This window comes from Silvimonas amylolytica (assembly GCF_014645555.1).
In the GTDB taxonomy this organism is placed as follows: Bacteria; Pseudomonadota; Gammaproteobacteria; order Burkholderiales; family Chitinibacteraceae; genus Silvimonas; species Silvimonas amylolytica.
In genome coordinates, this window is record NZ_BMLY01000011.1 from 66,933 (window position 1) to 85,646 (window position 18,714).

Below are 18,714 nucleotides of genomic sequence, written 5' to 3' on the forward strand. Positions count from 1 at the left end.
GTTGCTACCTTACTACACAACGGCCGGCCAATCGCCCGTGGAATCACCGGCTAGCTACGTTCTGGCACCGCCCGCTGATTCTTGTAAGCAAGCGCCTTTACTTTCGAGAGGCCGCCACTCACAATGCGCCGAAGTGAGTGAGTATACCAATCCCCATAATGACGACGCCGAGTAATCAACCGCTGGCTCGCGGCTATCAACTGCAGAACTATACGATTGCCAAGCTGTTGTCGGCTGGTGGCTTCAGTATTGTCTATCTCGCGCATGACGAGAACGACTATCCGGTTGCGATCAAGGAATATCTGCCTAACTCTCTGGTCTTGCGCCGCGAGGGCGATGCCGTGCAAGCGACCAGTGACGAAAATCTGGCGCTCTTTCGCCATGGCCTGAAGTGCTTCTTTGAAGAAGGCAAGACGCTGGCGCATATTTCGCACCCGAATATCGTGCGCGTGCTCAACTTCTTCCGGGCCAACGACACCGTCTACATGGTCATGGAATACGAGCGCGGCCGCACGCTGCAAAAAGAAATCCAGCTCAAGCATGACCGTGAAGGGGTCGATGAAAAGCTCATCCGTCACGTGTTCTATACGCTGCTGCATGGGCTGCGTGAGGTGCACCTGAACAAGCTGCTGCACCTGGACATCAAACCCGCCAATATTTATATCCGCAAAGATGGCTCCCCGGTTTTGCTGGACTTTGGGTCTGCCCGCCAGACACTGACCAGCGAGCACAATCGGCTGACGCCGATGTACACGCCTGGTTTTGCCGCACCGGAACAATATGGCAAAAAAGATTCACTGGGCCCATGGACCGACATTTACGGCGTCGGCGCCACCATGTACGCCTGCATTGCCGGCACCGCACCGCCTCCCGCAGATGCCCGGCTAAAGGAAGACAAGCTGACTGATCTGGCTAGCCGTTACGGCGATCGCTACTCGCCGGAGCTCTTGTCGATGATTGATCGCTGCCTGCGCCTGAATGCCGATGAACGGCCGCAAAGCGTACCTGGCTTGCAAAAGCAGTTGGCGGAAGCTGGCTCGCGCCCGGCTCGCCGTCGCAGTATTTTTCATCAACTGCGCCGCACCTGGCAGACCTTGACCACCAAACCTGCACGAGTGACTGAATGAAGTTCTCCATTTACCAGGACAGCCGGACTGGCGGTCGCAAATACAACCAGGATCGCGTGGGTTATTCGTATAGCCGCGATGCCTTGTTGCTGGTAGTGGCCGATGGCATGGGTGGCCATCTGCATGGTGAAGTCGCCGCGCAAATTGCCGTGCAGCTTCTGACCGACCAGTTCCAGAAAAAAGCACAGCCCTCGCTGGATAACCCCAGCCAGTTTCTGGCCGAGGCATTCCAGCGCGCGCATGAAGCGATCTTTCACTACGCCGCCAACCATCAACTGGTTGAAGTGCCCCGCACCACCTGTGTGGCCTGTGTCATCCAGGACGGCATTGCCTATTGGGCGCACGTGGGCGACTCGCGCTTGTACCTGGTGCGCAAGAGCCGCATCCTGGCGCGCACGCGTGATCACTCCAAAGTGCAGCGCATGGTCGATGACGGCAAAATCAGCGCCGAAGAAGCGTTGGTCCACCCTGAGAAAAACAAGATTTATAGCTGCCTGGGCGGCTCATATCCGCCAGAGATTGAAGTCGGCGGCAAGATTGCCCTCTCGGATGGCGACAGTATTTTGCTGTGTACTGACGGCTTCTGGGCCTCGGTCGAGCAAGACGAACTGACCCAGTTCCTCTCCGCTTTTCCGGTGTTGTTTTCCATTCCGCAATTAATGGATCGCGCAGATCTGCGCGGTGGCAAATTTGGCGACAACCTGACTGCATTGGGTATCAACTGGCACGAAGAGGAAGACGACAACGTCTCTTCCAGCGCGTTTGTCTCTACCCAGAAGCTGGATCAAGTCACCATTGCCACACATGTCGACCCGATCGACATCAAGAAAACCGGTGAGATCACCGAAGACGATATTGAAAAAGCGATCTCTGAAATCCAGAGCGCGATCGCCCGTTACTCCAAATAACGACGTCAGTTGATCTGCGCCACCCTGACGCCCGCACTGGACTCCCTCCAGGCGGGCGTCAGTCATTGGTGACGCTTGCGCTATACTCCGCAGCATTCAGAAGACTGTTACAAGGACAACCGCATGCGCCCCTCCAACCGCCAGGCCAATGAACTGCGCCAGGTTCGCCTGACCCGCAACTACACCCGTCATGCCGAAGGCAGCGTACTGGTGGAGTTCGGTGACACCAAAGTCATCTGCACCGCCACGGTGGAAGAGAACGTCCCGCCGTTTCTGAAAGGCAAAGGCCAGGGTTGGGTCGCCGCTGAATACGGCATGCTGCCGCGTTCTACCAACAGCCGCATGCGCCGCGAGGCATCCCAGGGCAAGCAATCTGGCCGCACCCAGGAAATCCAGCGTCTGATCGGCCGCAGCCTGCGCGCCGTGGTAGACCTGGAAAAACTGGGCGAACGTCAGATTCTGGTCGATTGCGACGTCATCCAGGCTGATGGCGGCACCCGCACGGCCAGTATTACCGGTGCCTTTGTGGCCGTCAGCGATGCCATCAATGGCCTGATCGCCGCTGGCAAACTGACCGCAAGCCCGCTCAAAGACCACGTCGCGGCCATCTCCGTCGGCATCTTTGAAAACACCCCGGTGCTGGATCTCGATTACCCGGAAGACTCCGCCTGCGAAACCGACATGAATGTGGTCATGACCGGCAGCGGCGAGTTTGTGGAAATCCAGGGCACGGCCGAGGGCGTGCCGTTCAGCCGGGCGGAGATGAACCATCTGCTGGACCTGGCGGAAAAGGGCATTAAAGAATTGATTGTCTTGCAAAAGGCAGCGTTGCGGCTGTAACACCGGATCTGGGGCCAATCACCAATCAGCCGTGTTTCATTTCCGCCGAGGTTGGCCCCTCGTTGTTCAAGCAAAGATTGTTTTAGCCAGTCTCTCTTGCACAAACCGAATTACGCGCGGCCATACCGGCCTCGTTCAATTTGAAAAAGTCGTTCATTTCTACCGGAATACGGCCAAAATTGTAGGCATGACATGCTTTCTTTTAAAATCAGAAAACTCTATTATTTATTCTATTTTTCCCTGATTTTATTTTCTCCCGCTTCATTTTCAAGCGATTTTCGTACAAACAAATATTATGACGGAATGATGGGCAACGTGTATGTCCGTATTCCGGAGCGTTACGCGCTCCTCCTCCAGTACGAGAAAAACCAACATGGAACCATTGCCAAATTTCGCGGAAACACGGTTCTTGCAAGGAAAATTGCAGCGTTCCGATTTGATGTTACCTACCCGAAGATGGAAAGCACGCCTCGAAATGCGTATGGCTATCACCCTGACAATGTAGGTGTGGGCGTGAATTCAAATTCGAACGATGGCAACGAAAACACACACCATGGCGATGTACACGTCAACTATCTTTTAAGCGGAAGAGAGTACGGCTCAAACTACTCGCTAGTGGGCAACGAATTCGGAATGAAGAAATACATTAATTCCACATCGTTACCTGGCAGGGCAGATAAATATTTATTTACTCATAACGGAGCAGACGGACACATAGACGTTTACATTACGTGCTCCGACACAGCCTCATATACAGCCTCATGCGAAATGTCCTTTGACCTGCCGGAAGCAATGCGGTCCGAGGCAAGAGTATTATTCCGGATTGGCATGGTAAATGACTGGATGAAAATAAAAGCTTCCGTTTCTGACCTTATTTCCGGTTTTTCCGTAAATCAATAACGCCAAATAATTATTTGAATGCCGGATTGAGATATTTCAGTTCGCTCTCAATGCACATTGCCCAGAACCGAAGCACCCTCCGTCCCGCAGTCCAGTTTGACCCACCCCATCAAACCCCGGATAATAGTTTGATTTTGTTGATGATTCCGGATCGCCCTGCCCCGCGCCCGGCTGATCCTGAACCGCCCTTATGTCCGCAGAAAACAACGCCTTGAACCCGATTGCCCCTTCCCGCCGTTACAGCATTGCCCCGATGCTGGACTGGACTGACCGTTATTACCGTCACTTCGCTCGCATGCTGTCCACGCATGCCTGGCTGTATACCGAGATGATCAACACCGGCGCCATCTTGCATGGCGACAAGATGCGGCATCTGCGGTTTGATGACGTAGAGAACCCGTTGGCCCTGCAACTGGGCGGGTCTGACCCGGCTGATCTGGCACGCTGTGCGAAGATTGCAGAGGACTGGGGCTATGACGAGGTCAACTTGAACGTGGGTTGCCCGTCTGAACGCGTGCAGTCGGGCAGTTTTGGCGCGTGCCTGATGGCGGAGCCGCAACTGGTGGCCCAGTGCGTCAAGGGCATGCGTGATGCGGTCAAGGGCATCGACATTACCGTCAAACACCGCATTGGCATCGATGATGTCGAGCACTATGACTATGTGCGCGATTTTGTCGGACACGTGTCTGAAGCCGGTTGCCAGACGTTTATCGTGCATGCGCGCAATGCCATTCTGAAAGGGCTCTCGCCCAAGGAAAACCGCGAGATCCCCCCGCTCAAATATGATTATGTGTACCAGTTAAAGCGTGATTTTCCGCATCTGGAAATCATCATCAACGGTGGTATTACCGATCATGCCGAGACGGCAGAACACCTCAAGCATGTCGATGGCGTAATGGTGGGGCGTGAGGCCTATCAGAATCCCTTCACGCTGGCCGACGTCGACGCGCTGTTTTACGGTGCCGCACCCGTAGAACGCACACGCGAAGACGTGATGCAGGCGTTGCGTCCGTTTATTGAGGCGGAGCTTAAATCCGGCACGCCGCTTCGGTTTATCGCCCGCCATATTCTGGGTTTGTACCAGGGCCAGTACGGCGCGCGTCAGTGGCGTCGCATGCTGTCCGATGCCAAACTGCTCAAGGATGCAGACTATTCGCTGATCGAAGCGGCCATGGCGCAAACCCAACGTCAGCCATTTGAGGCTTGATCGCCTTGCCCACACAGGTAAACCATTGATGAAACGTATTGTTCTGGCCAGCAATAACACCGGCAAAGTGCGCGAGTTCCGCCATCTGTTTGCGCAACTTGATCTGGACATCGTCCCGCAGGGCGAGTTGGGCGTGCCGGAAGCTGAAGAACCGTTTCATACGTTTATCGAGAACGCGCTGACCAAGGCGCGACATGCTTCGCGCATTACCGGGTTGCCGGCACTGGCCGATGACTCTGGCATTTGCGTGGCCACGCTGGGTGGCGCGCCGGGTGTGTTCTCTGCCCGTTACGCGGGTGAGCCCAAATCTGACGCTCGCAATAACGAAAAACTGCTGGAAGCACTGCATGGCAATGAAGACCGCCGCGCCTGGTATTACGCCGCGCTGGTGCTGGTGCGCCATGCCGATGATCCGCAACCACTCATTGCCGATGGCACTTGCCACGGCTATGTCTTGCAGGCAGCACAAGGCGATGGCGGTTTTGGGTACGATCCGCTGTTTTTGATCCCGCAATACAATCGCACCGTCGCGCAGTTGACGCCGGAAGAAAAAGGCCTCATCTCCCACAGAGGTAAAGCGTTGGCGGCCCTGGTCGCCAAATTGCGGGAGGAAGGGATTTAATGGCGGATGAAAAGCGCTGGGCCGTGTTTTTGCGTGAAGACGGCAGTGTGGTGTCGTGTACCGAGAAAGTGAAGGTCATGAACGAGAACCTGGACGAGATCGTCCAGTTGATGCAGGACGCCTTCGAAGACGGCCTGTTGATGGAAGTGGCCCCGGCGCAAATGCGTGAGGTCTTGCACCGGATGGTCGATGCCCTCGATAACCCGTGGGCCAACAAGGACTGAACAGGCACGCTTGCCATGCGATTCGCACTGGTCTCTGACATCCATGGCAACTTGCCGGCGCTGGACGCCGTCCTCGTGGATGCACACAGCCGTGGCATCAGCACCATTGTGAATCTGGGCGACAGTTTGTCTGGTCCGCTCTGGCCAGAAGAAACAGCCGAATTCTTGATGCGCCAGCGCTGGATACAACTGGCCGGCAATCACGAGCGGCAACTCCTGGCGGTGGACCTGGCCAATCCGGATAACAGCAGCCCCTCAGACACCTATGCTCGCAGCAAGGTCAGTGATGAGACGCTGGCCTGGCTCTCCAGCTTGCCCGGCGTGGCCTGGTTGGGGCCGGCAGTTTTTCTGTGCCATGGCACTCCAGAGAGCGATCTTGAATACTTTCTGGAAACCGTTGAGCCAGGCGGCGTGCGACTGGCCAGTGCAGAAGAAATCAGGCAGCGTTCAGGCGGCATTGATGCGCAGGTCATTGCTTGCGGCCACACGCATCACCCACGGATTGTGGCCACGGCAGACGGCAAATTGATTGTAAATCCCGGCAGTGTGGGCCTGCCGGCCTACGAGGATGATCACCCTTACCCCCACGTGATCGAGACGGGCGCGCCGTTGGCGCGCTACGCCATTTGCGAACAATGCGAGGGTCAGTGGTTTGCCGAACTACTGGCCGTCCCTTACGACTATCAGCGTGCTGCGGCACAAGCGCAGGCCAATGGCCGCCCGGACTGGGCACATGCGCTGACCACCGGCTACGCGCGCTAACCCAGGCGGCGCAAGCCACCCAACATTGAAGGAATCCGCAGTACATGCAGGCATTTGTGTTTGATTTTGAAGTGGACGGCGTATTTTATTCACGCCCCAAAGCCGATGCCGACTGGATGCGCTGGAAAGAAACGCCGCCCAGAACTGTGGCTAACCACGCATTGGCGCGCCCCGAATTTGCCGCGCAACTGCAGGTCGCGCAGCTGAAATTGCACTGGACCACCCAACGCAAACTGGCCGACCGCGAAGCCGAAGGCTACCAGGTCTTGTATGAACTCGACCGCCGCAACCGCGTGCGCCGGCGCCTGGCACTTTACGATGGCAGTTTCCTGCTCGCACAGGCACTTCCGGTCGATACAGACCAATGATTTTGAGCGACGGGCAATGACGCCCGTCCGGATACCCCGTTTCGAGTTCTCATGCCAGCTATCCTGCAGCCCACTTCCAGCGCCAATTGGGGCCTGACCGCCCTGCCGCCGCTCTCGCTCTACATTCATTTTCCGTGGTGCGTGAAGAAGTGTCCGTATTGCGACTTCAACAGCCACGCCTTGCGTGATGGCGTACCGGAGCGCGAGTACATCGACGCCCTGTTGCGCGATCTGGAGTCCTGTCTGCCGCTGATGTGGGGGCGTCCGGTCACGACTATTTTCATGGGTGGCGGTACGCCAAGCCTGTTCTCGGCAGCAGCCATGGATGAACTCCTTGCGGGCATCCGTGCCCGTGTGCGCCTTTTACCCGACGCCGAAATCACCCTTGAAGCCAATCCGGGTACGTTTGAGGCCGAGAAATTTGCTGGCTACCGTGAAGCCGGGATCAATCGTTTATCGATTGGCATCCAGAGCTTTAATGGCGACCACCTCAAAGCGCTGGGCCGTATCCACAATGATGAAGAAGCCCACAAGGCCATCGAGATTGCCAAGCGGCATTTCGATAACTTCAACCTCGACATCATGTACGCCCTGCCAAACCAGAGTCTGGAACAGGCCATCAGCGACATCGACACCGCCATTGCTGCGGGCTCGACACATCTGTCGGCTTACCACCTGACGCTGGAACCCAACACACTGTTCCACCGCTACCCGCCCGCGCTGCCGGATGACGACACCGCCGCCGATATGCAAGACGCCATTGAAACGCACCTGGCCGCCGCGGGGTTCGAGCATTACGAAACCAGCGCCTTCGCGCGCCCGGGGCGTCGGGCAAAGCACAATCTGAATTACTGGCGGTTTGGCGACTATCTGGGTATTGGTGCCGGCGCGCACGCCAAGATCAGCTTCCCGGACAAGATCATCCGCCAGATGCGCTACAAGCAGCCGACGGAATACCTGGCCCAGATGGCACAGGGTAATGCCGTGCAAACCGAAGAGCGCGTGACACTGGAACAGCTGCCATTCGAATTCATGCTCAACGCCCTGCGACTAATCGAGGGCTTCGATATTGATCTCTTTAACCAGCGCACGGGTTTGCCGATCACCAAAGTGGTCCATGAGATTGAACGCGCCGTGGCCGATGGTTTGCTCAGCCGCGATCTGCATCATGTGCAACCCACCGAACGCGGGCGGCGGTTCCTGAACACGCTGCTGGAGCGGTTCCTCCCGGAAGACTGACCGGGTACACTCTCCAGACTTTCCAATTGACTGATTGCCGGAGTAACAGCATGAGCAAGTCCATCATCCATAGCGACAAAGCCCCGAAAGCCGTTGGTCCGTATTCGCAGGCCGTGAAAGTGGGCGACACCGTGTACCTGTCTGGCCAGATTGGTCTGGACCCGGTTTCCGGCAATCTTGTGGATGGCTTTGATGCCCAGGCGCATCAGGTTTTCACCAATCTGCGCGCTGTAGCCCAAGCCGCCGGTGGCGATCTGTCTGACATTGTGAAGCTGGGTGTGTTTGTGACGGATCTGTCCAACTTTGCCCGTCTGAACGAAATCATGACTGAATACTTCGTTGAGCCCTACCCGGCCCGCGCCGCCATTCAGGCAGCCGCCTTGCCCAAGGGTGCGATTGTTGAAGCCGACGCCGTCCTGGTGCTGTCGAAGTAATACCGCGCCACAGACCGACACCGCCAGCCCGGCCGCCCTGTGCGCCGGGCTGGTTTTGTTAGCAACCGGCCACATCTAAAGCGCATTAGCTACCCGGAGCCGCGCCATGTTCCAGAACCCGTCTGATGATGAAGTCCGCGCTTTGCTCAAAGACGTAAAGCGGATCGCCGTGGTGGGTTTGTCGCCCAAACCGGATCGCCCCAGCTTCGGCGTATCACAAGTCATGCAGCGCGCGGGTTACCAGATTGTGCCGGTGCGGCCGATGGTGACGGAAGTATTGGGCGAACCGGCATATGCCACGCTCAAGGATGTGCCAGGCAAGGTCGATCTGGTCAACGTGTTCCGCCGTGCCGAAGAGATTGATGCGGTGGTCGATGACGCGATTGCCATTGGGGCTCCGGCCATCTGGATTCAGCTTGGCATCGTCAACGAAGCGGCTGCCGAACGCGCCCGCGCAGCGGGTTTGGTAGTGGTGATGGATAAGTGCATCAAGATTGAATACATGCGCCTCTGTCTTTAATGGGCACGCCAGACCGGTGTCATCTTGCCAGGCAGCGCGCAGCCGTTTAGCCTGAGCACAACGATCAACTGATCCGCAAAGACTTGCTATGAATCTGACTTTTACCAAGATGCAGGGCCTGGGTAACGACTTCATCGTGCTCGATGGCGTACGCCAGCCCGTGCAGCTTTCCGCCGAGACGATCCGCAAGCTGGGCGATCGCCATTTTGGCATTGGCTTTGACCAGTTGTTGCTGGTCGAACCCGCCCAGCGTGAAGGGGTGGATTTTCGTTACCGCATTTTCAATTCGGACGGTGGCGAGGTCGAACATTGCGGCAACGGCGCACGCTGCTTTGTGCGCTTTGTGGTCGACCAAGGCCTGACCGACAAGACCGAGATCATCGTCGATACCGCCAAGGGCGTGATCAAGCCCAAACTCGAAGCCAACGGTCTCGTGACTGTCGACATGGGCGAGCCGCGCTTGTTGCCGGATGAAATCCCGTTTGTGGCCGAGGCCGATCACATCACGCATGCGCTGGATGTAAAAGGCGAGCAAGCCGATATCACCGTCGTGTCGATGGGTAACCCGCATGCCGTGCAAGTGGTTGATCACGTCGATAGCGGCGTGGTTGAACGCCAGGGCCCGATCATTGAGTCTCACCCACGTTTCCCGCAGCGCGTAAACGCGGGCTTTATGCAGATCGTCAATCGGGGCGCCATCAAACTGCGTGTGTATGAGCGCGGTGCGGGTGAAACTCTGGCCTGCGGCACCGGCGCTTGCGCGGCGGTCGTCGCCGGCATCCGCCGAGGCCTGCTGGACCCTACCGTGCGCGTCACCACCCATGGTGGCGACTTGACCATCAGCTGGCACGGCCCCGGCACCCCGGTGATGATGACCGGGCCGGCTGTGACTGTATTTACTGGCCAGGTCGAGATCTGAAACGATCAGCCTGGCCCGACACAACAACATCCATAGTCAGGAAGAGAGTTGACGATGCAAGCTCAGGAAGTCATGCAATGGTTGCAGGAAAACCCCGGTTTTTTTGAAGACTATGCCGACGAGATCGCCGACATTTTCGTGCCGCACAGCCACAACGGCCAGGCCGTCTCGCTGGCGGAACGTCAGTTGCTGACGCTGCGCGAGAAAAACCGGGCCATCGAAACACGGCTTGGCGAACTCTTGCAGTTCGGCGAAGAAAACGACGTGATCTCCGATCTGGTGCAAAAGCTGGCCGTTGGCCTGATGCAGGCCAATGACCTGCCCGGCATCGTCGGCACGCTGGAATACCATCTGAAAGAACGTTTCCTGGTACCCCACGTGGCTTTGCGCCTGTGGCTGCCGGCTGATGCACAACTGCGTGAGTTCACGCCGGTGGGTGACGCCGTTCACAAGCTGGCCCATAACCTGGTTTCGCCTTACTGCGGCCCGTATGTAACCGATGAGGTTGTCGACTGGTTTGAAGGCACGGGTGCCAGTCTGAAATCATTCGCATTGTTTGCACTGCGGACCAACGATCAGCCCTTTGGCATCATGGTGCTGGCCAGTGATGATCCTGAACGCTTCTTCCCGGATATGGGCACCTTGTATCTGCAGCGCTTGTCCGAGTTGCTGGCGGCCGCGATCCGCCGCGTGGTGCCATCCGGCCCACCCGTTTTGTCAGCGGAAGTCACTGACGCTGATCTACCGGTGACTGACGAGCAATAAAGCGCCATGACAGACGACTTGTCGGCTCGCTTTGCGCAGTTTCTGGAAGGCGAGAAACACGCCAGCCCGGAAACGCACAAAGCCTACCTGCGTGACCTGCAAGAACTCATCACGCTAGCCGGCAAGAAACCGCTGAATGAACTGACTGCGCTGGATGTACGCGGATTTGTGCGGCAACTGGCTGCGCGCGGGTTATCAGCGTATTCGATCGCCCGCATGCTGTCGGCCTGGCGCACCTTCTATAAGCTGATGGCGCGTGATCTGGGCTGGCCGCTAGACCCGGCGGCCAGTGTCAAGCCTCCACGCAAACGCCAGCGGCTGCCCAAAGCCATGTCTGAAGATGCCGCCGTTGGCCTGCTGGAAAACATGCCGGATGACGACACGCTCAGTGCCCGCGACAAAGCCATGTTCGAACTGGCGTATTCATCTGGTCTGCGCGTCTCTGAACTGGTGAACGTGCAATTGTCCGACGTTGATCTGGCAGGTGGTCTGGCGCGCATTACCGGCAAGGGCAACAAGACGCGCATGGTGCCAATTGGCAGCAAAGCCATTGAGGCCATCGACGTATGGATGCACGAGCGCACGCTGGTTGCCCAGCCTGATTGCACGCATGTCTTTGTCGGCCAGCACGGCAAACCACTGACCACGCGTGCGATTCAGGCACGATTCAAGACCTGGGAAGCGCGTCTGGGCATCGCCGAGCCCTTGCATCCGCACAAGCTGCGCCACAGCTGTGCCACGCATCTGTTGCAGAATTCGGGGGATTTGCGTGCGGTACAAGAGCTATTGGGGCATGCCAACCTGTCCACGACACAGGTGTACACGCATCTGGACTGGAAAGTACTCGCCAAAAGCTACGATGCCCACCACCCTCGTGCCCGCCGCCAAAACGAAAACGGCGCGACAGATTCTGACGCGCCGCTGGCTAGCGAAGACCAAGCAGAAACCTAGCGGCCACTATAGGGCTGGCGTACAGCCTGGGCATCCTTGGCCGGACCTTGTTCAACAGCCTCATCCACCGGCACGTCAAACTCAAACAGGTCAAACCCGGCTTGCTGTTCAACGAGGCGCACCGCAGTCAGCATGATGGTATCGCTGCCCGTGTCGACACGAAACTGCCCGCCCTTGACGAACGTACCGCGTGGCGCAAGTACGCGCGCTGGCTGGCGCAGAATGGACATCGTCGGCAACATCAGCACCGGCGTCGGGGCAATGGATGACGCCGCATCTGCATTGCGCAGCAAACCCAGCTCCGCCTTGGGTGCAAAGATTTGCACACCAATTTCCAGCGCACCGTCCTCACTTTGCTGAATCCAGCGCACCGCCGCGTACATCCAGTTGCCGCCGGCCTCTTGCGGGCGTACCGACACCAGTTCACCCACGCGCAGACGCTCTGGCGGCGCCTCGCGCTTGGCCAGTGCATAACCACCCGGACTTTCATCGACGACCGCCCAGTCCTGCACATGCAGTTCAGTGGTAATGCCAGCGTGCTCCAGTTGATCTGGTGGCAGCGGTACATCCACATCCATCGCGCAAGGGGCGACGTGCTTGAAACCAACGCACAGATCTACGGTGGCATCTTTGGGAATGCGCTGGAACATGCGCCGCGGGGCAATACTCCATTGCTTGAGCAGGCGACGCAGAATATCCATCCAGAACTGAATCTTCACCCGATCTGGCACTGCTGGCGCTTTGGTCTCCAGCCCCTGCAGCATTTTGTGCAGTTTTTTTCCCAGCTCAATGGTATCGATGAGCATGGCCGGGCCGGTGTAATCACCCGGCAGGTTATTGCCGTAGTAGGCTGGCGGTTCGTCTGTATCCAGCCGGGCGAGGAAGAACCCGCCCGTGCCCGCATGCTGCGCCACCGGCTGGAAATGCGCGGCTGGCGCGTAGTTGTCGATGATCTCGATGACTTTTTCGAGTTCGATGGTCGAGAAGCGCAGGGGATCAGCCAGAGACAACAATACGATGCGCTTGTACAGCACGCCCACTGGCGGCCCGACCTCATCCAGATGCGGTTCGTCCAGTTGGCGCGACTGCGCCATCAGTTGAAATAGCTGATGCAACTCCCGCCACATGCCAGAGAAAGGCGGCATGGCCATCCGGCAATCAAGCTGATAGGCGCGGTAGAACAACAGCATGACCAGCTGCACCAACTGCGGCACTTGTTGCTTGGCGTTACCACTGAAGAAGGAGCGCTTTTCCACGCGCTCCACCAACGCAATCTTGTAGCCACCCGCCAGTTCCAGCCACAGATTGCGCATCAGCAACATGGCCTGGCGTGGCTTATCCCGCATGGGCATGCCTTGCGATACCGCTTGCGCGGCAAAATCGCCCGACATGACATCCAGTACGCGACGATATTCATCAAGCAATTTGATGCGGACATCCGCTTCCAGCACGGTGCGGTTGCACGAAGCAAGAGAATCGAAAATCTGTCGACCGGTTTCCAGCACGTGGCCACTGGGCAAACCAATCAGCCACATGCGCAGGGCACGCGAATCCGTCTCCACGATGGCGGCCAACCGGGCATCCGGTTGCGGCAGATCAAGCGATAGCTGCATCGTCCAGCTCCTCTTGCCCACCCAGGGCGGCTTGCAAGGCCTGGGCAGCACCCTCTACGAGCCAGTCGGCTTCGTCGTCCTGCATGACATACGGGGGCATGAAATAAACGGTATTGCCGATCGGGCGCAACAACAAACCCTGCGCAAGCGCGGCACGGTACATGCGCTGGGCGAAACCGGGACGCGAGTCATCCACGTCGAAAGCCCAGATCATGCCCGTATTACGATAGTGGCTTACCCGCTCGTGTCGGGCGAAACCGGCAAAGCGTTTCGACCAGCGGGCCGCACGCGCCCGATTGGTCGCGATCACATCGTCTTTTTCAAAGATATCCAGCACCGCCAGCGCCGCAGCACACGCCAACGGGTTGCCGGTATAAGAATGCGAATGCAAAAAGCCGCGCGTGACATCTTCGTCGTAAAACGCCTGGTAGACATCATCTGTGGTCAGCACGACTGCCAACGGCAAGAAACCGCCGGTGATGCCTTTGGAGACGCACAGAAAGTCCGGTTTGATCTGCGCCTGCTCACAACCGAACAAGGTGCCGGTGCGGCCAAAACCGACGGCGATTTCGTCTGCGATCAAATGCACCTGATATTGATCGCACAGTGCACGCACGCGTGTCAGGTAATGCGGGTCATACATGGCCATTCCGGCTGCCCCTTGCACCAGCGGCTCCAGAATGACGGCAGAGATTTCTTCGTGATGTGCAGCTAGGATCGCGGCGATGCCATTGGCTGCGGCTTCAGCGACATCACGCGCGGTTTCGCCCGCCCCGGCCAGACGCGCATCCGGCGAGGGCGCGATGAAGTTATCACGCACCAGACTCGAATACGCACTGCGAAACACCGGCACATCGGTCACAGACAATGCGCCGATGGTTTCGCCATGATAGCTGCCGGCCAGATAGACAAACCGATGCTTGCCCGGTTTGCCATTGTTCTTGTGGTAGTGCGCAGACATCTTGAGCGCAATCTCGGTCGCGGAGGCACCGTCAGAACCATAAAACGCATGCCCAAGCCCGGTCAGTGCGCCCAGGCGCTCAGAAAGCTCGACAACCGGCCGATGCGTGAACCCGGCCAGCATGACATGCTCGAGCGTATCGAGTTGTTGCTTGATGGCATTTTTGATGCGCGGCTCGCCATGGCCAAACAGGTTAACCCACCAGCTGGAAACACCATCGAGGTAGCGCTTGCCATTACTGTCGTACAGCCAGACGCCCTCACCGCGCTCGATCGGAATCAGCGGGAAGGTTTCCAGACGCTTCATCTGGGTACACGGGTGCCATACCGCCTGGCGACTACGCGCCAGAAGGCTGTCATTGTGATTGGCTGCGCCAGGCTGGCTTGTCGGGCTTTCCAGTTTTGTCTCCTGCATACAGACTTCGGATATTTCCATGTTGCGATGGTTCAACAAAGTACCAGTCGTCACCCATAAAAAACCGATTGAGCGGCAGGTTATACGATTCTTGGGGCACCTGTTAAGCACCATATGCTAATTACTTAAAAAATTACTTATTGCTTTCTAAATTAATTCAATTCAGTTAATTTTGTGGTGACAATTTTCGGCACAAGTGACGTAAATCGCTTCCCAAAAAGGGCAATTTGTGCGCCGCTCAAACACCGAAGCAGCACCCTGAGTTAGACCGAAAAACAACCAATCAGGCATACAAACATGTTTGAGCTTCATTTACCCAAGAGCAACAATGTGGCGCTTCTGGGCGATCGGGAAATCATTACACATGGCTTGCAAACGCAGATCTGGAGTGATCTGTATCATCGCTGCATGATGATGAGATGGCCAGTTTTCTTTCTACTGGTCGGCATCGCTTTTCTGCTTTTGAACCTGATTTTTGCCACTTTTTACTGCGCGGGTTTACACCCCATTGCCAACCAGTATCCCGCCGGTTTCTGGGGTGCATTTTTCTTTAGTGTCGAGACCATCGCTACTGTCGGATATGGCGACATGCATCCGCAGTCGGTTTATGGTCACATCATTGCCACAGTAGAGATTTTTACCGGGATGATGAGCATTGCCCTGATTACCGGCGTGATGTTTGCCCGGTTTTCCCGTCCGCATGCACGCATCATGTTTTCCCATAACCCGGTGATCCGCCCCGTTGATGGCCAGATGATGTTGATGATGCGCGCCGCCAATGCCCGCCAGAACGTCATCGTCGATGCTTCCGCCCGCTTGCGCTTGATTCGCCAGGAAAGCTCGGTCGAGGGGCTGCAAATCCGCCGCATCCATGATCTGGGCCTGGTTCGCCAACAACATCCCATGTTTGTCCTGAGTTGGACGCTCATGCACGTCATTGACCAGTCCAGCCCGCTTTTTGGCATGACCGCAGCCGATCTGGCCCGCACTGACAGCATGCTGGTGCTCAGTCTGGATGGCACCGATGAAACCACCACGCAGACCATGCGCTCCCGCCAGAGTTACGATCACATGCTGATCCGCTGGCAGTACGCCTATGCCGATCTCTTATACACAGATGAGCATGGTCAGACGCACGTCGACTACAGCCGTATGAATGAGATCAGACCCCTGGTCGTGACGGAACAGCCAACCGGATGAGGTGAGGCTGGCACGAGCGGCTGGAGATCGTTTGGCACAGGTGTCGTTGACCGCGCTTCTTCCGTACAAAGCCGCCGCCTATCCCATACACGTTTCAAACACGTCACGCTATGCGCCGTAGCTGATGACGCCGGCCCCGTTGCGGCTTATGATTGCCGGTTTGGCGAGACAGAACGTCCGTTCACCTTTCGCCCGTAACGCAGACATAGAAATACCGGATATGACTCAAGGCCAACCGCAACCTACGCCGCGCCCGTCTTTCGGCCGCATTGGCGGCGGCTTTCTGCCTGTAGCCCGCATCGCCCTGTTGGCGTTTGCCTGTTGCATGGCATTTATTTTTCAGATTTCTCATTGGCCACAATGGTGGCGCACGCTGTTTGGCATCGGCGGCTGGTGGCTCATTTTTGGCGCCGGCATCGCGAGTTATCAAGCATTACGCCAGCAACCCTTGCGCATCACCCGTCCGGGCTGGCGCAGCGCTGCAGGTTATGTATTGCTGATCGTGAGTGGCGCACTGGCCGGGCACTTGATCGTTGCCGCCGGCCACCCGGCTGTGGGTCTGCTCGTCCTGGCGGCGGGGACCGGCGCGGGCATCCCGTTGTGGGCTGATATGCGCTGGAATGCGCTGACCGAACTGGTTGGCGCATGGCTGGAGCAAGGCGTCCAGCAGCTCACTGAAAAATTACCCTTTCCCCGGTCCGAAGCGGATCCCGCGTCTACTCAGGCCGATGATCCCGAAGAAGCGGACACGATAGAAACACCGCTACCGGCGCCTGTACCGGCCGCATCCGCTACGCCCAATCTGCGTGCATGGTTTACGCGGACCTGGTCCGCGCCTGAACACGTCACCGCACCGGATGCAGAGAGCCCTGTCGAGGTACCAGATGCGCCTGCGCCTACTGTCAGCGCCGAGCATGACACGCATCAAGCCGCACTGGCACGCGCTGCAGAAAAACTCGATACCCGTCACACGGCATCCGTCAACACCGTGCCTGCCGGCTCTCCACTGCCCGTCATCACGCTGGATAAACCGTTCCAGCGACCGACACCCGCGCCTGCTCCGAAACCGTTGCCTGTGCTAGGGCTGGATCAGGTGTTGCAGCCGCCGCGGTATCTGTCACGCCAGCCGGAGGAACGCCCTGCGCCAGCGCCCAAGGCAGACCTGCCGCGCATTGATGCCAATGAGATCCGTGCCCGCTTGCAATCCATGCACGGCCATCGCGATACACAGCGCATCACCACTCAAAATACACGCCCTGTTGATCAGACAACCATACCTGAAGTAGCCAGAGCGACAGCGACTCCCACTCCGATCGTGGTGCGCGGCAGCCGCACGGTTAGCAACGCAGAAGATGCGGTCTTTATCAGTGCACGTCGCCCTGTTCAGCGCGCTGCTGTCCCGCCTCAGGTGGAAGAACCCGTCGAATCGCAGGTCATGCCAGCCGCAGCGCCGACGACGCAAGAGCCCCAGGCGGAACCAACGCTCGCGCCGCGCTACCAAAGCGGCCGCGCCTTGCGAACAGCCCAGAGTTACACCGTTGCACCAGTACCTGATGCCGCACCGGTCCCGACGACTGTACAAACTACGCCAACCCCGGCGGTCGAGCCCGCCCCGATGGCGCCTCGCCCGTTCTGGCAACGTCCACAGCAAGCCGCCGATGCCAGCCCGGTCGCCCCCGATCTGGTATTGCCCGAGATGCCAGCATGGCAAGCTCCCGAACCGGTCACCACTGCTGAACTCGCCGTTGCAGCTGCGCCAGCGCCTGTGTTTGTCGATGAGCCGCACACATGGCCCGCGATACAGGAAGTGCCCTTGCCCGCCATTGAGCAAGAGCCAGCGGCAGAGCGCCCAACGCCACAAGCGGTCATCACGACCGTGATCATGCCAGCTGCGGTCGCCGTCGGGTCGCCGGTTGCCGAGCCTGTCGCAAGCCCTGCCTTCACGCCGATGCGTTGGCAGCCCATGCCATGGGAAGAAGCGGATGAAGTCGATGACGCGGTCGCCGAGGAGCCCGCAGAAGAAACGCAGCCTCCCGAAGCAGCCCAGTTGCCCGCTGCGCCTGCGCCGGCCGTGCCGGTGCTCGCGCCCTGGCAAAACTCTACGGCCAGTATCGCTGAGCAAGTGGCAACGAGCGGCGAGTACCAACCGTCGGCCTGGGCCTCAGAGTTGATCAATCGCCCCGCGCCGGTTCCGGCTCCGCCCCCGCGCCCGCTTTACGATGAAAGTTGCCTGCCTGGGCTGGATTTACTCCAGCCCCCGGCTCAGGCCATTGATCCGATCAGCCAGGACGAGCTGATTGATCGCGGCATCGTGATTGAAGAGAAACTGGCCGAGTTCAAGGTAAAGGTGAGTGTGCTGGATGCATTCGCCGGCCCGGTCATCACCCGTTACGAAGTTGAGCCTGCGGTAGGCGTTCGCGGCGCACAGGTGGTGAACCTGATGAAAGATCTGGCCCGCGCGCTGGGTCTGGTGTCGATTCGTGTGGTGGAAACCATCCCCGGCAAGACGTGCATGGGGCTGGAACTCCCGAACCCGACCCGGCAAATGATCCGCCTCTCGGAAATTCTGGGGGCAGAAGAGTTTTTTGGCTCCCACTCCAAACTGACCATGGCCCTGGGCAAGGACATCACCGGCAAGCCGGTGGTGACTGATCTGGCCAAGGCACCGCACATGCTGGTCGCGGGTACCACGGGTTCGGGCAAGTCGGTCGGTGTGAATGCGATGATCCTGTCGCTGCTG

At 58.1% G+C, this 18,714-nt stretch carries 19 protein-coding genes; 17 read left to right on the top strand and 2 right to left on the bottom strand.

The genetic code is table 11. The features are described 5' to 3' along the window. Positions 1 to 158: 158 nt before the first annotated feature. The 15 genes from IEX44_RS20300 to IEX44_RS20370 all read left to right on the top strand — a co-directional run bounded on the left by IEX44_RS20300 (position 159) and on the right by IEX44_RS20370 (position 11,786). Positions 159 to 1,127 carry a serine/threonine protein kinase gene (locus IEX44_RS20300; protein ID WP_188698604.1) on the top strand — a complete coding sequence of 323 codons (969 nt, stop codon included), beginning with the start codon at positions 159 to 161 and terminating at the stop codon, positions 1,125 to 1,127. Next, on the top strand, positions 1,124 to 2,035 hold the full coding sequence (locus tag IEX44_RS20305; protein WP_188698606.1) for a PP2C family protein-serine/threonine phosphatase: 912 nt from the start codon (positions 1,124 to 1,126) through the stop codon (positions 2,033 to 2,035). Before IEX44_RS20300 ends, IEX44_RS20305 begins: the two co-directional genes overlap by 4 nt. Positions 2,036 to 2,158: 123 nt before the next feature. Continuing rightward, positions 2,159 to 2,875 (top strand): ribonuclease PH, encoded by a 717-nt coding sequence (gene rph, locus IEX44_RS20310; protein ID WP_188698607.1) that lies wholly within the window; start codon positions 2,159 to 2,161, stop codon positions 2,873 to 2,875. Positions 2,876 to 3,067: 192 nt separating this feature from the next. After that, on the top strand, positions 3,068 to 3,775 hold the full coding sequence (locus tag IEX44_RS20315; RefSeq protein WP_188698609.1) for a hypothetical protein: 708 nt from the start codon (positions 3,068 to 3,070) through the stop codon (positions 3,773 to 3,775). Positions 3,776 to 4,028: 253 nt separating this feature from the next. Continuing rightward, positions 4,029 to 4,982 (top strand): tRNA dihydrouridine(20/20a) synthase DusA, encoded by a 954-nt coding sequence (gene dusA / locus IEX44_RS20320; RefSeq protein WP_229679365.1) that lies wholly within the window; start codon positions 4,029 to 4,031, stop codon positions 4,980 to 4,982. A 25-nt stretch (positions 4,983 to 5,007) separates the two neighbouring features. Then, positions 5,008 to 5,604 (top strand): RdgB/HAM1 family non-canonical purine NTP pyrophosphatase, encoded by a 597-nt coding sequence (rdgB, locus tag IEX44_RS20325; protein WP_188698614.1) that lies wholly within the window; start codon positions 5,008 to 5,010, stop codon positions 5,602 to 5,604. Continuing rightward, the gene (locus IEX44_RS20330; RefSeq protein WP_188698617.1) at positions 5,604 to 5,828 is read left to right on the top strand and encodes a hypothetical protein; all 225 of its coding nucleotides are present in this window, start codon (positions 5,604 to 5,606) and stop codon (positions 5,826 to 5,828) included. The genes rdgB and IEX44_RS20330 overlap by 1 nt, the downstream gene beginning before the upstream one ends. Positions 5,829 to 5,843: 15 nt before the next feature. Beyond that, complete coding sequence (locus tag IEX44_RS20335; RefSeq protein ID WP_188698620.1) at positions 5,844 to 6,590, top strand: metallophosphoesterase family protein; 747 nt, start codon at positions 5,844 to 5,846, stop codon at positions 6,588 to 6,590. A gap of 44 nt (positions 6,591 to 6,634) precedes the next feature. After that, positions 6,635 to 6,958 carry a hypothetical protein gene (locus IEX44_RS20340; RefSeq protein WP_188698623.1) on the top strand — a complete coding sequence of 108 codons (324 nt, stop codon included), beginning with the start codon at positions 6,635 to 6,637 and terminating at the stop codon, positions 6,956 to 6,958. 51 nt (positions 6,959 to 7,009) lie between these two features. Continuing rightward, on the top strand, positions 7,010 to 8,197 hold the full coding sequence (gene hemW / locus IEX44_RS20345) for a radical SAM family heme chaperone HemW (RefSeq protein ID WP_188698625.1): 1,188 nt from the start codon (positions 7,010 to 7,012) through the stop codon (positions 8,195 to 8,197). 50 nt (positions 8,198 to 8,247) lie between these two features. Further along, on the top strand, positions 8,248 to 8,631 hold the full coding sequence (locus tag IEX44_RS20350; protein ID WP_188698628.1) for a Rid family detoxifying hydrolase: 384 nt from the start codon (positions 8,248 to 8,250) through the stop codon (positions 8,629 to 8,631). 106 nt (positions 8,632 to 8,737) lie between these two features. Then, entirely contained in the window at positions 8,738 to 9,151 is a 414-nt protein-coding gene (locus IEX44_RS20355) for a CoA-binding protein (RefSeq protein WP_188698631.1), read from the top strand. Positions 9,152 to 9,239: 88 nt separating this feature from the next. Beyond that, positions 9,240 to 10,070, top strand: coding sequence for a diaminopimelate epimerase (gene dapF / locus IEX44_RS20360; RefSeq protein ID WP_188698635.1), 831 nt, complete (start codon positions 9,240 to 9,242; stop codon positions 10,068 to 10,070). Between the two features lie 54 nt (positions 10,071 to 10,124). After that, entirely contained in the window at positions 10,125 to 10,835 is a 711-nt protein-coding gene (locus tag IEX44_RS20365) for a DUF484 family protein (protein WP_188698652.1), read from the top strand. 6 nt (positions 10,836 to 10,841) lie between these two features. Beyond that, positions 10,842 to 11,786 (top strand): tyrosine recombinase XerC, encoded by a 945-nt coding sequence (locus tag IEX44_RS20370; protein WP_188698638.1) that lies wholly within the window; start codon positions 10,842 to 10,844, stop codon positions 11,784 to 11,786. Here the strand turns inward: IEX44_RS20370 and IEX44_RS20375 are convergent. Further along, a complete protein-coding gene (locus tag IEX44_RS20375) occupies positions 11,783 to 13,399 on the bottom strand; it encodes a cyclic-di-GMP receptor FimW-related protein (RefSeq protein ID WP_188698641.1) in 1,617 nt (538 codons plus the stop codon). The two genes, IEX44_RS20370 and IEX44_RS20375, sit on opposite strands and share 4 nt — an antisense overlap. Further along, positions 13,383 to 14,774, bottom strand: coding sequence for an adenosylmethionine--8-amino-7-oxononanoate transaminase (gene bioA / locus IEX44_RS20380; RefSeq protein ID WP_188698644.1), 1,392 nt, complete (start codon positions 14,772 to 14,774; stop codon positions 13,383 to 13,385). Before bioA ends, IEX44_RS20375 begins: the two co-directional genes overlap by 17 nt. Before the next feature lie 297 nt (positions 14,775 to 15,071). On the opposite strand from bioA, the gene IEX44_RS20385 reads away from it, so the two are divergent. Both IEX44_RS20385 and IEX44_RS20390 read left to right on the top strand, forming a co-directional pair. Continuing rightward, complete coding sequence (locus tag IEX44_RS20385) at positions 15,072 to 15,974, top strand: ion channel (RefSeq protein ID WP_188698647.1); 903 nt, start codon at positions 15,072 to 15,074, stop codon at positions 15,972 to 15,974. A 220-nt stretch (positions 15,975 to 16,194) separates the two neighbouring features. After that, the coding region (locus tag IEX44_RS20390) for a DNA translocase FtsK (RefSeq protein WP_268238912.1) at positions 16,195 to 18,714 on the top strand (2,520 nt) is incomplete at its 3' end.

What these genes read in the sequence shown, in the direction of transcription:
- IEX44_RS20315 (WP_188698609.1), top strand. Translation starts at nt 3,068, where the DNA reads ATGCTTTCTTTTAAAATCAGAAAACTCTATTATTTATTCTATTTTTCC.
- bioA (WP_188698644.1), bottom strand. Translation starts at nt 14,774, where the DNA reads ATGCAGGAGACAAAACTGGAAAGCCCGACAAGCCAGCCTGGCGCAGCC.
- rph (WP_188698607.1), top strand. Translation starts at nt 2,159, where the DNA reads ATGCGCCCCTCCAACCGCCAGGCCAATGAACTGCGCCAGGTTCGCCTG.
- IEX44_RS20375 (WP_188698641.1), bottom strand. Translation starts at nt 13,399, where the DNA reads ATGCAGCTATCGCTTGATCTGCCGCAACCGGATGCCCGGTTGGCCGCC.
- IEX44_RS20385 (WP_188698647.1), top strand. Translation starts at nt 15,072, where the DNA reads ATGTTTGAGCTTCATTTACCCAAGAGCAACAATGTGGCGCTTCTGGGC.
- dusA (WP_229679365.1), top strand. Translation starts at nt 4,029, where the DNA reads ATGCTGGACTGGACTGACCGTTATTACCGTCACTTCGCTCGCATGCTG.
- IEX44_RS20355 (WP_188698631.1), top strand. Translation starts at nt 8,738, where the DNA reads ATGTTCCAGAACCCGTCTGATGATGAAGTCCGCGCTTTGCTCAAAGAC.
- IEX44_RS20365 (WP_188698652.1), top strand. Translation starts at nt 10,125, where the DNA reads ATGCAAGCTCAGGAAGTCATGCAATGGTTGCAGGAAAACCCCGGTTTT.
- dapF (WP_188698635.1), top strand. Translation starts at nt 9,240, where the DNA reads ATGAATCTGACTTTTACCAAGATGCAGGGCCTGGGTAACGACTTCATC.
- IEX44_RS20305 (WP_188698606.1), top strand. Translation starts at nt 1,124, where the DNA reads ATGAAGTTCTCCATTTACCAGGACAGCCGGACTGGCGGTCGCAAATAC.
- IEX44_RS20340 (WP_188698623.1), top strand. Translation starts at nt 6,635, where the DNA reads ATGCAGGCATTTGTGTTTGATTTTGAAGTGGACGGCGTATTTTATTCA.
- IEX44_RS20370 (WP_188698638.1), top strand. Translation starts at nt 10,842, where the DNA reads ATGACAGACGACTTGTCGGCTCGCTTTGCGCAGTTTCTGGAAGGCGAG.
- hemW (WP_188698625.1), top strand. Translation starts at nt 7,010, where the DNA reads ATGCCAGCTATCCTGCAGCCCACTTCCAGCGCCAATTGGGGCCTGACC.
- IEX44_RS20335 (WP_188698620.1), top strand. Translation starts at nt 5,844, where the DNA reads ATGCGATTCGCACTGGTCTCTGACATCCATGGCAACTTGCCGGCGCTG.
- IEX44_RS20300 (WP_188698604.1), top strand. Translation starts at nt 159, where the DNA reads ATGACGACGCCGAGTAATCAACCGCTGGCTCGCGGCTATCAACTGCAG.
- IEX44_RS20330 (WP_188698617.1), top strand. Translation starts at nt 5,604, where the DNA reads ATGGCGGATGAAAAGCGCTGGGCCGTGTTTTTGCGTGAAGACGGCAGT.
- IEX44_RS20350 (WP_188698628.1), top strand. Translation starts at nt 8,248, where the DNA reads ATGAGCAAGTCCATCATCCATAGCGACAAAGCCCCGAAAGCCGTTGGT.